At 34.9% G+C, this 13,978-nt stretch carries 11 protein-coding genes; 5 read left to right on the plus strand and 6 right to left on the minus strand.

Going from position 1 to position 13,978, the window contains the following annotated elements; all coding sequences use genetic code 11:
- Positions 1-5 precede the first annotated feature (5 nt).
- Positions 6-1,265, minus strand: a complete 1,260-nt coding sequence (locus ABDW27_RS08050; RefSeq protein ID WP_343695425.1) for a putative DNA modification/repair radical SAM protein — start codon at positions 1,263-1,265, stop codon at positions 6-8.
- A 341-nt stretch (positions 1,266-1,606) separates the two neighbouring features.
- On the opposite strand from ABDW27_RS08050, the gene ABDW27_RS08055 reads away from it, so the two are divergent.
- Positions 1,607-1,849, plus strand: coding sequence for a hypothetical protein (locus tag ABDW27_RS08055; RefSeq protein ID WP_343695426.1), 243 nt, complete (start codon positions 1,607-1,609; stop codon positions 1,847-1,849).
- Between the two features lie 15 nt (positions 1,850-1,864).
- Here ABDW27_RS08055 and ABDW27_RS08060 read toward each other — a convergent pair whose 3' ends face one another.
- The gene (locus ABDW27_RS08060; protein ID WP_343695427.1) at positions 1,865-2,467 is read right to left on the minus strand and encodes a nucleosidase; all 603 of its coding nucleotides are present in this window, start codon (positions 2,465-2,467) and stop codon (positions 1,865-1,867) included.
- Between the two features lie 165 nt (positions 2,468-2,632).
- Between ABDW27_RS08060 and ABDW27_RS08065 the strand changes: the two genes are divergently transcribed.
- The 3 genes from ABDW27_RS08065 (at position 2,633) to ABDW27_RS08075 (ending at position 4,392) form a co-directional block, all read left to right on the plus strand.
- Entirely contained in the window at positions 2,633-3,196 is a 564-nt protein-coding gene (locus tag ABDW27_RS08065) for a DUF6642 family protein (RefSeq protein WP_073416268.1), read from the plus strand.
- Positions 3,197-3,199: 3 nt separating this feature from the next.
- Complete coding sequence (locus tag ABDW27_RS08070; RefSeq protein WP_343695428.1) at positions 3,200-4,120, plus strand: helix-turn-helix domain-containing protein; 921 nt, start codon at positions 3,200-3,202, stop codon at positions 4,118-4,120.
- A gap of 71 nt (positions 4,121-4,191) precedes the next feature.
- On the plus strand, positions 4,192-4,392 hold the full coding sequence (locus ABDW27_RS08075) for a hypothetical protein (RefSeq protein ID WP_343695429.1): 201 nt from the start codon (positions 4,192-4,194) through the stop codon (positions 4,390-4,392).
- Between the two features lie 180 nt (positions 4,393-4,572).
- Here the strand turns inward: ABDW27_RS08075 and ABDW27_RS08080 are convergent, their stop codons facing one another.
- The 4 genes from ABDW27_RS08080 to ABDW27_RS08095 all read right to left on the minus strand — a co-directional run bounded on the left by ABDW27_RS08080 (position 4,573) and on the right by ABDW27_RS08095 (position 13,005).
- Positions 4,573-6,147, minus strand: coding sequence for a DUF5123 domain-containing protein (locus tag ABDW27_RS08080; protein ID WP_343695430.1), 1,575 nt, complete (start codon positions 6,145-6,147; stop codon positions 4,573-4,575).
- 39 nt (positions 6,148-6,186) lie between these two features.
- Positions 6,187-7,977: a RagB/SusD family nutrient uptake outer membrane protein gene (locus tag ABDW27_RS08085; protein ID WP_343695431.1), complete on the minus strand. Its 1,791-nt coding sequence runs from the start codon at positions 7,975-7,977 to the stop codon at positions 6,187-6,189.
- A 20-nt stretch (positions 7,978-7,997) separates the two neighbouring features.
- Positions 7,998-11,210: a TonB-dependent receptor gene (locus tag ABDW27_RS08090; protein ID WP_343695432.1), complete on the minus strand. Its 3,213-nt coding sequence runs from the start codon at positions 11,208-11,210 to the stop codon at positions 7,998-8,000.
- 628 nt (positions 11,211-11,838) lie between these two features.
- Positions 11,839-13,005, minus strand: coding sequence for an MFS transporter (locus ABDW27_RS08095; RefSeq protein WP_343695433.1), 1,167 nt, complete (start codon positions 13,003-13,005; stop codon positions 11,839-11,841).
- Between the two features lie 103 nt (positions 13,006-13,108).
- On the opposite strand from ABDW27_RS08095, the gene ABDW27_RS08100 reads away from it, so the two are divergent.
- The gene (locus tag ABDW27_RS08100) at positions 13,109-13,942 is read left to right on the plus strand and encodes an AraC family transcriptional regulator (RefSeq protein WP_343695434.1); all 834 of its coding nucleotides are present in this window, start codon (positions 13,109-13,111) and stop codon (positions 13,940-13,942) included.
- Positions 13,943-13,978 lie beyond the last annotated feature (36 nt).

Raw genomic sequence — 13,978 nt, forward strand, 5'->3', positions numbered from 1 at the left:
TTGGCTTAAAATAAAGAAAGCTGATTCGAAAAATCGTTTTTGTATTTGCTATTCTGCGTATTTAGAATATGATCTTTTATTTGAATGGAAGTCAAATCCCGCTGTAACTGAAATGGCGAAGCAAAAGCCAAAAAGTATTTTGACCTGCTGTACGCAATTCCTAATTTTTGCAGATCTTCGGGCTGTAATCTTTTAAACTTTCGGGCAGCAACAATCTTGTGAGCACCTGAAACGCCAATTCCGGGAATTCTCAGAATTAATTCTAAATCGGCCGTATTGACATCAACCGGAAATTTATCCAGATTTCGCAAAGCCCAGCCGAGTTTTGGGTCAATATCCAAATCAAGATTCGGCTGATCGAAACCTACAATTTCGTTGACATTAAATCCGTAAAAACGCAAAAGCCAATCGGCCTGATACAACCGATTTTCGCGAATCATTGGTACAGGCGTTCCAATTACCGGAAGTCGATTATCATAACTTATTGGCACATATCCCGAATAATAAACCCGACGCATGTTCATCTTTTCATAGAAATAATTAGACATACCGAGGATTTCCAAATCATTTTCCTGAGTTGCACCAATTACCATTTGCGTACTTTGCCCGGCCGGAGCAAAAAGCGGTGTTTTGTAGTTTTTCTTTTTTTCTTCATTATAACCAACGATTTCTTCTTTTAGAAATTCCATTGGTTTAATTACATCGATATGGTTTTTATCAGGAGCCAGAAGTTTAAGACTTTTTTCTGTGGGCATTTCGACATTTACACTTAAACGATCGGCATAAAGCCCGGCTTCTCTCAGCAATTCAGCACTCGCGCCCGGAATTGCTTTTAAATGAATATATCCGTTGAAATTTTCTTCCAGCCGAAGTTTCTTTACGATTCTAACTAAACGTTCCATCGTATAATCGGGATTGTCAAAAATACCCGAACTTAAAAACAAGCCTTCGATATAATTTCTTCTATAAAAACCAATCGTTAAGTCTACCACTTCCTGAACCGTAAAAGCGGCACGTTTGATATCGTTGCTTTTTCTGCTTACGCAATACGCACAGTCGAAAATACAATGATTGGTCAATAGAATTTTAAGCAGCGAAACACAGCGTCCGTCTTCAGTATATGCGTGACAAATTCCGTTTCCTGAGGCATCACCCAAACCTTTATTTTTATTTTTTCGGGTGCTGTTACTAGACGAACACGAAACATCATATTTTGCAGCGTCGGCTAAAATTGCCAGTTTCTCCATCACTCTTTCGTGTACCATTTTGACTTTTTTTAGTTGTTTTTGAATGAAATTCTATCACTTCAAAATTAGGAATTTGGTATTGAGAAAGGTTGAAAACCACTGTTCTAAATTGTATCAAATTTTCACGCTAAAGCCAACAATAACAAAGCTTTTCTTAATAATTTGATTCACGAAAAAATAACATTTAAAATCTAAAAACAGGTATTTATACCTGGTCTAAAATTTTTGAATATTTATACATTGCACTGACAGTTTCGAAAAATTTTTTAGCCCCCCTTATAATTATTTTTCAACTCTTTTTTTGTGAAACGAGATTACTGTGCTAGCGAATAATAGTAAATAAAGTAAAAGCTAAAACAATGATTTTTGTAAAAGGACAAGATGTATCCTACACAGCAATAAGTGGGAGATCTTACAGGGCTATCGTGTTAGAACGAAAAATTGATTTTAAAAAAGGACTTATCAAAAAATCTGCAATTAAAGAAATGACCTATCATTACTTGATTGAGATTCAAAAAAATAATTTTACTCAGAGGATTCTTTGTACTGAGAATCAGATTACTCTTTTGGAGAAAAAAGAATTTGTGCAAAAAGCGGCTTAGTTTTTATATTTAAAACTAAGCTAAAACATCTTCTTTATTCAATCCTAAAATTTTACCATAAGCAACAGCAGCTTTGTGCACCTGAACTGTCCAGTCTTCGGCGGCATTATCGTCTGCACCATCAGAAATATATTTAAGACATAAAAACGGAATATTCTCTTTCATGGCAATCATGGCGAGAGCATACGCTTCCATATCGACAACATTATAAGCGTCAGAGCAATGTCCCATTTCAAAATTATCGCCGGTTCCGCAAATACCTTCCTGCAAACCGTCCATTTTTAAACCATATTGCAGAACTGGAGGAAGTCCAGACAATGGGGTTTCATAATGTGCAAAACCTAAACCACGAACATCCATATCTCTCTGCACAAATTTTGTACAGCAAATCACGTCTCCTTTTTGAAAACAACTGCTACCCGCCGATCCTAAATTTATGATTATTGAAGGCTTTTTCTTTTGTATTGCTTTTGACAATTCATAAGCGGCGTTGACTTTTCCGATTCCGGTAATTAAGGTATTACAGTTTTTAAAAACTTCTGCAGCTTCAGATTCAAGGGCAAAAGAGAATAATATATCTTCAATAGCAAAAGATTGGTCTGCGTTAATTTGTATCATGAGTGATTCTGGTTTTTGAAGCAGCAAAAATACGTTTATCTTCTTTAAAATATAGTTCTAAATTCCAAAAACCACGTTAAAATCCCAATGAAACAGTAGTTTTTCCATTTAAAAAAATATATTTGTCTAAACCCAAGTTTTCCAAGAACCGAAAAAAACATTTGTATGGATAATGAAAAATTTATTTTCTGCCTCGAAGGCGTTCAGGATGTAGATACCGTTACGACTACAGATGTGGTTAAAAATCTGGAAGAAATTGCTTTTGATCAGGGCATTGCGAGTATTTACAAAACCTGCGATACAATTGAAGGTTTAGAAGAAAGTTTGAATACCCTGCTTTATGATGATCATAATTTTAAGGATTATGAAATCATTTATTTGGTAATGCCGGGGCAGGAAAATAATATCTGCCTTCATGATTATTATTACAGTCTTGAAGAAATAGCCGAGCTTTTTGAGGGAAAAATGAAAGGAAAAATTATTCATTTTGCCAATAAAAAACGCCTTGACCTCAACGAAGAAGAAGCCCAATATTTTCTAGACATTACCGGCGCACGTGCCATTTCTGGTTATGGCTCAACTTATAATAAAATTGCCAGCTGCAGTACAATCGATAAAGCGTTTTTTAGTTTGTATCAGGAAAACGATGATCTTACCGAAGTGGTTGAAGACTTGTTTCAAAAACATTATGCACTTTGCAAATTGCTTGATTTTAGATTGTATTATTAAGTTATGAGTGCAAAGACGGCTGAAAAAATAAAAACCTACAGTACAACAGGATTTAGAGAAAAGTTTTTGGGAGAAGACAATCCGATTCATTTGCTTTTCAAGTCAAATTCTGATCATTTTTTCTGTCTGGAAATTGAAGAAATAATGCAGATGCAGCATCCGGTTCCACCATGCAAACATTCTTGCCATACTTTAATTTTTATTTCTTCGGGCCAGCATGTTATGAAATTAGGTTATCAGGAATATACCACTACTGATAACGAAATTATTGTGGTTCCGGCGGGTCAGATTTTTTCTCTCGAAAACGTCAACAACATTCACAAAGGCTATATATGTCAGTTTCATCCGGATATTTTAATTCAGAAATATGGCAGCCGCGAAATGATTAATGAATTTGATTTCATGAAAATTTCCGGTAATCCGAAAGTTACTTTAACGCCTGAAGATGTTCCGAATATTACGGCTATTTTGAGCCGTCTTCAAAAAGAATATTCTGAAACCTCAACCGCAAACCTGAATATTGTTCAGTCGTATTTGATTACTTTGTTTTACGAAATGAATAAATATTCGGTTAAAACTTCTAAAAGTATTTCGGCTGCTGAGGCTATTACCAATAAGTTTAAAGAATTAATTCATCAGAATATCAAAACCCATCATTTGGTTCAATATTATGCTTCGCTGCTGAATGTTACGCCTAATCATTTGAATAAATCGGTTCGAACGGTTACGGGTAAATCAGCTGCGAAATGGATTGACGAGACCATATTGCTTGAAGCTAAATATTTACTTTTTCAAACTACACTTTCTGTAAGTGAAATCGCAATTCAGGTAGGCCACGAAGACCAATCGTACTTTAGTCGTTTCTTTAAAAAGCATGAAGGAATTAGTCCTATTCAATACCGAAAAATGATTGATAAGTCCTAATTATTGATTATTGAATCCTAATAAACAGCTGTATGTTTTTCAGAAATTTGCCACTTTAAAAAGTACGAATTATGATTTATGTATTTAAAACTTCTGTTGACAGCCTTTCAAAATTTGAGTCGGCTTCTGCCCTGCTTCATGAATTACTGCCTGATACTTTATGGAATTTTGATCTTGAGGATTGTGATAATATTTTAAGAATCGACAGCGAACTTGATATTCCGTCTTTAATTGAAAACAATGGCATTTTTGACTGCGTTGAATTAGAATAAAATTCGAATTACTTTATCTTTCTTTTATAGTTTCAGGTTTCAGTTTTTAGTCTTTTATTCATTTGGAACTTTGTCAAAGTTTAAAACTCTGATAAAGTTGATAGAAACTGATTTGTTTTACGCAAAAAAGGATGCAAAACGCATCCCTTTTTTTAACTAAATATGAAAAAAATGAATTTATTAATCTAACCAGCGAGGATCTCCAATTTGGTTGTCGATCAGGGTTTGATTTTTAACTGTAAAATCACCTCCGGCTGCATTTACAAATTGCGGATCAGCTGTTGTTCCAGATACATCAATTTTATTTAAGTTGATTGTCGCATCCATAAAACTTGGTGCATTGTAATAGTAGTTTTTACTAAATGTTGGAGCCGTAGTTCCGTTTTGATTCGTATAAATTGCAGTTGTTCCAGCTATTAAAGTGTTTTTTACTGTTGAAGCATTGCTTGCAAAACGAACGTATAAAATTCTTTTTGGAGCTGCAGTATTTGAAACATTATACAATGTACAGCTATCGATTAATACATTTGTTGTTAAACCAGTTCCAGAGAATCCATTTGCAGGAGCTACAGCATCTGCACGAACAAAATCACGTCCTGTTGAACAGGTATCAAATGTGCTGTTTTTAAGTACTATGCTTGCTGCGTATGTATTTCTGAAATCGATAAAATCTGCACCCGCGTTTGTATTTACGTTTTTAACGATACTATTATCTACTGTAAACGAAGTTACTTTAGATGCGCTTGCGTTTGCTGCGATTAAGGCACGTGTGTAATCATGTACTTTACTGCTACTGATTAAAATATCACCATACGTTGTACTTGCTCCGGAAATGGTAATTACAGCTGCATTGTCCATTCCGGTTCCGTCTAAATCCAAATCAATTAATGATAAATTTGAAGTTCCGGCATTTACCGTAAATTTTACATACAATTTTGGTTTATCCGAAGTACGTAAACCTCTTATCGTAATTGATTTATTTAAAGCAATTTCTCCTTTAAATACCTGATAATCTCCCGGCATTAAAACTAATATTGCACCAGAAGCTGCTTCTGTTATTTTAGCATTTAAATCATCTTCTGGTTTAACCAAAATTCCAGTTCCAATATCAATTCCTGTCGTAAAAGTTACTACGCCTCTTTTCTTAGATCCGTTTAATAAAGTTGCGGTATAAGACGTTTCGCCTGTAAGTCCTGTTACGACTGCAACTCCAGCCGTTTTTTCTGCAGCTGTAATAGTATGAGTAATGGCGCCCGGCTCAACAGTAATTTGTGTTACAGCACTATTTGGAGTCCATCTTAAAGTAACTTGTTTAGCCTCAACATCAGCATCCTGAACTGCTGAAAACAATTGTTCTGTTAATGTTGTCGCTGTAACGACAGACCATTTAGAATCTGCTAAACCAGTCGAGCTAACTGCTTTTACCCTAATTGAATAAACAGTTTCTCCTTCTAATGGCACCTGAATTGGCAACTCTGCAGCCGTTACATTTATGGTTTTATAAATGGTTTTAAATTCAGCATCATCTGCACTAAATTCTACAACATAATGATCTGCATCTTCGTCTTCTTTTATAGTCCAGTTTAACTCAACTGTAGTCTGGTTTCTCACTTTTGCTGTTAAGCCTATTGGAGAAAATTCTCTGCTGACATTTAAGGTGTCAATAACGCCTTCGTTATAACTTTCGCAACCAGATATAAGAGCTGTTAGTAATACTCCAGCTATTAATCCTTTTAGTATATATTTTGTTTTCATAAACATAATGCCTTATAATTAATAAATAACTGTGTGAGATTAATAACCGTAATCGTTAACTAGTTTACCGTTACTTCCGTCAATAAACACCTGCCAGATTGGCCAGAATTGTCTGTTATCAGGATTTGCTCCGGCTTTATACAAAGTACTGATTTTTGTATCGGCAGCAGCTCCTGTCCATGTCCATGCGAATGAGGTATAATCTGCACCCGGATTTGTAGTTTCTCCACGGTTTAATCCGTAAATATCCAGACTCACATTATCCGTTTTATATTTATAATATAAGGTTGTTGGTACTGTCGCATATTCTCCCGAACGCTGCGATAAGTTTGTCATTTTGACTTTGGCTTCGTCTAATTTTGTTTTTAGAAGATTCCAGCGAATAAGCGCTTGTTTGCGTTCCATTTCTCCTGTAAACTCAAATTTATTTTCTTCTACAAGCGCATTAAACATAGCTGTTTTGCTTGTTAAAGCATTTACGTAAGCATCTACTTTTGTGGCATGAACTGCTGTTGGGAATGCTCTTTGGCGAATTTCTTTTAAATATGGTGCTGCCGCACTTGGGCCCTCTAACTCGTTTGCTGCTTCTGCTGCAATTAAAAGAACTTCTGCATAACGCATATAAATTTTGTTTACACCATCGTCGTTTGTTGACGTTACAAAACGCGTCATCCATTCGTAACGGTATTTTCCAAAATACCAAGTATTTAAAGCTCCTAATTCTTGTTTCGCAATATTGTTTACTGCTGTTCCGTATTTGTAAGGAACGCAGGTTACATCTCTTCTTGTATCAGCCTGATCGTAATCATAAAAAACAATTGGAAGCGGTCCTGCAGTTCCTCCACGGTTTGCTCCATTGGCATGAAACTGGTCATTTGTTGTATGACGAACGGCAAACGTAAATAACATACGCCCGCGGCCTTCTGAAAATGGAAGTTCCCAAAGAGATTCTCCTCCTGCTACTAAATATTCCTGATTGTATTTTTTCCAGAATGTTTCAAAAGAAGATTCTAAATGTGCAGATCCGCTGGCAATTACTGAGCGGCATTCTGATAAAGCCAATGCGTACATATTGGCTACTGAAAGCTGCGGATCTGTACTTCTTCTAACTCCGTCAGGATATTGCTGATAACCGCTGGCCGCCATTGCTAAACGTGCACGGAATCCTTTTACGAAAGCTTTATTGATTCTTTCTACACTACTTGTTGCTGTTGTTTCTCCCGGCCATGGCACTAATGTGGCAGCTTCTCCTAAATCGGCCAAAAGCTGTTTGTAGATTTCATCACGGCTGGTTTTGGCAACATACAAGTTATTATTGTTTAAGGGTTCAAATCGGTACGGAACATCTCCCCATGCTTTTACTAAATCGGCATAATAAATGGCTCTTAATGTTAAGGCTTCACCAAGTAAATAGCCTAATTCTGAACCCGGAGTTGGGTTTCCGTAAGCACGTAAACCGCGAATGCAGATATTGGCACGTTCTATACCTGAATACATCATGGCCCAGGCATTGTTTGTGGTATTCATCTGCGAATTATTTGCTTTTGCATCATATGTACATAAATCAGATGCATCACTTACCGTCTGCGAAGAGTTGTACCATTCTGTATCTGTATTCAATCCATAAAAAGGAAGAAAACGACCTCTGTATGAATTGGTTTCTGCAAACGGAATTTTAATTCCGTCAATGGCTCCTGCCGCTAAATCAGGGCTTGAAAAAATAACTGATTCATCTAAGGTTGATTGTGCCGGAGCGTCTAAATAATCGTCTGAACAGGAAGTAAAAATACTCGCTAAAATTAATCCTGCTATTAATATCTTATGTTTCATCTTGTGAAAGTTTTACTGAATTAAAAATTAAGGTTTAAACCAAATATCAACTGTCTGCTTCTTGGATAAGCTGAATAATCAACTCCCGGAGTAAGCGGCGTGTTTCTTCTTGTTGAAGCTTCAGGATCCGGGCCTGTGTATTTTGTCCAGACAAAAACGTTGCTTGCTGTAAGATAAAATCTTAGCTTAGAAACGCCTAAAGCAGAAGTTAATTCATTTGGAGTTGTGTACCCTAAACTCAAAGTATTAAGTCTCAAGAATGATCCGTCTTCTACAGCCCAGTCACTAAAAACATAACGAGGCATATAAGGAGACCACATGGTAGTGTTTGCATTTAATGAAGCCAATGCTGTAGGATCTGTTACTAATTGTCCTGTGTTTGGATCAAAGTTTGTCCATCTTGTTCCGTCGGCCATTTCAGAATTTAAATTTCTGTATTGTCCGTTTGGAATTGAAGTAGAAAATTCAACTTTATTGGCATTATAAACATCATTTCCGATGCTGTAGTTGAATGCCGCTGCAAGATCAAATCCATAAGCATTTGCATTCAATACAAAACCTCCGGTACTTTTCGGGTTAGCATTTCCAATAACTGTAAGGTCGTTGGCATTTACTTTTCCATCTCCATCAATATCTTTTAATTTCATAGCACCCGGTTTCATTGGACCTACAATTGTAGTTCCGTCCGGCACTCCGGCTTTTAAAGTATAAGTTCCTGCGTTATAATCGAAATCTGAAACTTCATAACGCCCGTCGCTTTTATATCCGTACATGATACCGATTGGCTGACCTACATTTACTAAATAATCATTTCCGATAGCGGTAGAAGCCCATCCTGAACTTGCTCCAAAATTGCTCATTACACCAAGAGAATTAATTCTGTTTGTGTTGAATCCTGCATTAAAAGACAAACTCACACCGTATTTTTCTCTTTCGATAAGATTAAGATTTAAAGTAGCTTCTATACCGCTGTTTTCAACTTCTCCCATATTTCTGTATTGGAAATCATATCCTCCGGAAATCGGGAAATTGATTAATAAATCTTTGGTCACATTTTTATAGAACTCTACAGATCCTGTTACTTTGTTTTTGAATAAGTCAAAATCTAAACCTATATTTTGTGTTACTGTCGTTTCCCATTTTAAATCAGGATTTGCCATAGTTTTTGATGCTGCCCAGTAATTATCAACACCATTAATCCATGTAGAAGTTGAAGAAATGAAACTTTGAACCATTTGTCCTGTTGGGATATTATTATTTCCAGCTTCTCCATAACTTACTCTTAATTTAAGAAGGTTAATCCATGAAGCATTTTTCATAAATTCTTCTCCTGAGATTTTCCAGGCTGCTGCGGCTGCCGGAAAAAAGCCCCATTTGTTATCTCCTAAAAATTTACTAGAACCATCGGCACGATAGGTTGCGGTAAATAAGTAGCGATCTTTATAATCGTAATTTACACGACCAAAGAAAGAAAGTAATTTATCATCCGGGAAATAGAAATTATCAACTGCAACCGGAGTTCCCTGTGTAGTTAATTTTTTTGCCTGATCTAAGCCAAAAGTTAATGGATAACCGTGAATAGCTGTATTTACGTCGTTTCTTTTATATTCAATTGATTCTTCTCCAAAAAGAAGTTTTAAACTGTGATTTTCACCCACTATTTTTTTCAAATCATAGTTAAGGGTGTTGGCATTTCTAAAACGAGTATCTTTTCTGTCTCCTAAAATCATGGCTGGCATTCCTTGTCTTTCTGCAGCCGGATTATTTTTTACGTAGTAAGTTGAACGTCCGAAATAACGATAATCTAAATAATTGTAGTTATCTAAACCTAATTCTGTTTTAAAAACTAAATCAGAAGTAAGTTTCCAAGAAAAACTTCCCAGCATATTAAAGTTTTTTCTGAATTGCTGGCGATCTGTATCTGCAATAGCCACAAAAGGATGTGTCAAATTTTCAGAGACTGCTTCATCAGTATCATCTGTCGTTAATCCCGGAACCGGAATTGGAGCGTATCCTACCACATTTTTTAAACGTGAATCTGCAGAAGAAACCTCGTTTTGTTCATTCATACCACCTCCGTTAATTTCGGTATCAGAGTAACGCATTGTAAAACTTAAATCAACTTTATCAGAAGCTTTGCTGTTTAAAGCCAAAGACAAGTTATTTCTGTTAAAATCTGAACCCATCATAATGGCTTTTTCATCATAATGAGCATAGTTGAAATTATAATTCATTTTATCCGAACCACCACGAATAGATAAATCACGGCTTTGAACTTCGCCTGTACGTCCAAAAACCTGTCTCTGCCAGTTATTTCCTTTCATGCCTTTGTACATATCGTAATCCTGCCATGAACCAAAATACTTTTCATAAGAACTTAAGTCTGTATTGTCTTTAAGCAAAGCATATTCGTACTGCCATTTTACATAATCATCCGGAGCAGTAACATCAATAGTTTTTGCTATTTTTTTCATTCCGTAAAACATATTATAGTTTACAGAGATTTTTCCGTCTTTACCTTTTTTAGTGGTAACAATAACAACACCATAAGCTCCTCTTGATCCGTAGATTGCTGTAGACGATGCATCTTTTAAGATTGTCATCGTTTCAATATCAGAAGATGAAATATCATTAATGTTATTTACCGGAAATCCGTCAACAATGTATAAAGGAGAAGCATCTTGTGTTAAAGAACCATTCCCGCGAATTCTAATCTGAACGTTTGAATCCGGAGAACCTTCAGAAGAAGTTACCTGAACTCCGGCTACACGTCCTGTTAAAGCTTCGGCTACGTTTGGAACCGGAATTTTTCGCATTTCATTCCCCGAAAATGTAGATACAGCACCAGTCAAATCAGACTTTTTTGAAGTTCCGTATCCAATTACAACAACCTCATTCAAGTTATTAGAATCTTCAGACATCGTAGCATCTACTTTACTTTTTCCTGCTGCAGAAACTTCGATTGTTTTAAATCCTATAAAAGTAAAGCTTAATACAGCTTTCGGATTGGTCAGTTTTAATTTATAATGACCGTCAAAATCAGTAGAAGTTCCGTTCTTAGTTCCTTTCTCCAGGACATTTACGCCCGGAAGAGAAAGCCCTGCTGCGTCTTTCACGGTTCCCTCTATAGTTGTGGTCTGCGCGTGTATTTGACTGCCGATCAATAAGCACAGTAAGAAAACAAGTTTAAAGCAAAAATCTGCTCCTTTGTTTAATAGTTCTTTAAAGTTCATTGGTTGATTGTTTAAGTTATTAATTGTTTAAAGTGGTTTTTTGTGGTTTCATTTTTCAGTTTTCAAGCTCTGCTTTACTCATCATCATCCAGCGTCTTCTCTATCAAGCGATGCCTTTTTCGATTATAGTTTTTGTAAGAAGTCAAAGTTTTATTTAACATTTACAAAAAAGTTGTAATCGATTACACAAACATAGATATTTTTTTTATATAAAAAATTATAATTCATAAAAATTTCCTAAATAAAATTATATATCAAAAATAAATACGGTTTTTTATACGACATGTGCAATTTTATCCACTTATAAATATTAAATATATTATTGTAATTCTAAGTTTTAATGCATTTTTTCTAAAAAAAACAATCGATTACAAGCTTACAATTTAAAATATTTTAAGTGTAATTTTAACATTTAATTAAAGTCTAATAAACACCTCATTCTTTCCTTTCTATTAATTTTTAACAAGTTTTTCTTTTAAAAAGAAATTTCTAACAGGCATTTAAAACTTTATTTAAACACTAAAAAACATTTTATAAAACCTTAAACAACTCTAAAAAAACTGTTGAACATAAAAAAACCCTTAGAAATTAATCTAAGGGTTTTAATAAAATATTGAAGTATAAAAACTTACGCTCTTTGAAGCTGTAAATTATTTTTGCGCATTCTAATTAATGTAATTGTAATCATCATTCCAACAATCGACATTCCAACACCAACAAGATTTGGCGATTCAAAACTATATCCAGCCGTTAACGGCAGACCTCCAAGAAAAGCACCTAAGGCATTTCCGATATTAAAACTTCCCTGCAAAGAAGCCGAAGCGATCATCTCTGCTCCTTTTGCAGTACGAATCATCAGCATTTGAATTGGCGCAATGACTGAGAAAGAAATAGCTCCGGTTAAGAAAGTTAAAAACAATGAAATATATTGGTTTGAAGAAAAGAAATAAACCATTATCAAATCAACCGACATGACAAACAACAATGCCAGTGTTGTGGGTGCAGGCGAATATTTATCTGCCAGTTTACCTCCGGCAAAATTTCCAACTACCATTCCAAGGCCAGCCAGAATTAAAATGTAGGATACATCTCCTTCGGCAAATTTTGAAACATTGGTTAACAAAGGTGCAATATAACTTATCCAGGCAAACAAACCACCAAAACCAATTGCGGTGATTCCTATAATCAGCCAGGCTTCTGTTCTTTTAAAGAATCCAAGTTGTTCTTTCATATTTACCGTTTCTCCTTTTTCAAGCTGCGGCATCCATAATGAAATAAATAATAAGGTAAGCGAACCTACAATAGCAATTAATACAAATGTATATCGCCAGATAAAATTATGACCAATATAAGTACCAATAGGAACTCCTATTAAATTGGCCAGTGTTAAACCTGAAAACATGATTGCAATTGCCTGTGCTTCTTTGCCTTTATCTGCTAAACGGCTTGCAACTACAGCACCAACTCCAAAAAATGCTCCATGAGGTAATCCCGATAAAAACCTCGAAGCAAATAAAAAATTATAAGTAGGCGCTATAATTGAAAGCGCATTAAATACTGTCAACATCAATGCTAAAATTAAAAGCATTTTTTTTGGTGGAAAATTTCTTCCAAGAATTACCAATAAAGGAGCACCAATAACAACTCCAAGTGCATAAGCTGAAATTAAATATCCTGCAACCGGAATACTAACTTTCATATCTGAAGCAATATCAGGAAGAAGACCCATCATTACAAATTCGGTAATACCGATTGTTAAACCTCCAAAAGAGAGTGCAATAAGACTTTTTTTCATTTTGATTTCATGAGAAAGGGAAAGACTTTCTACGTTGCAAATTTACTACCATTATAAAAGAAAAAAGTTGTACATTTACAACATAAACTTGTAATAATAAAACATGCCGAAATTAAATCAGTTTGAAACTCTTGTGATTCACGAGTTCGAAGATGAAAAATTTCATCTGCCACCGCATACGCATACTTATTATGAAATCATTTATATAAAGAAAGGAAGCGGCGTGCATCACCTCAACAATAATCTTCTTCCTTATAAATCTGGAGACTTGTTTGTGATCTCTCCAGAAGACGAACATTATTTTGACATTAAAAAATCAACTCGTTTTGTTTATATCAAGTTTACCGACAATTATTTCAATTCGAAACAAAATTTAACCTGTGATGAATTCCTGATTCATACGCCGGAAAATTTTATGCGGGATAAATTATTAAAAGAAACCGTTCTAAAATTAGACGATCCGTGTAAAACGATTCTCAAAAATACTATTGAAAATATAACGGCTTATAACTGTAAAGCCGATATCTCAACTTCGCCCATAATATTTTATCAGATTCTTTCGATTTTTGGTTTAATTAAGGAAACTATAAAGTGTATGAATTTGCGAATGGAATCGACACATATAGATAATGAGCAAATTGCGACTTACATTCATCAAAATATTTATAATCCAAAACTGGTTCAGATAAAAGTTATTGCCAGTCATTTTAATATTGCCGAAACGTATTTTAGTGCTTATTTTAAAAGGACATTTTCTATCAGTTATCGTGAATACATTAACAATCTGCGCACGACTCTTATCGAAAAACGTATTCATAATGACAAACTTTCTATAAAACAAATTGCCTATGAATTTGGTTTTACAGATGAAAGTCATCTTTCGAATTATTTTAAAAAGAAGAAAAAAATGAAACCGACTGATTTTAAGAAAACATAAAATTTGAAATCTTAAATAAAGAACAGCTCTTAGAAA

The sequence above is a fragment of the Flavobacterium sp. genome (assembly GCF_039595935.1).
GTDB lineage: Bacteria > Bacteroidota > Bacteroidia > Flavobacteriales > Flavobacteriaceae > Flavobacterium.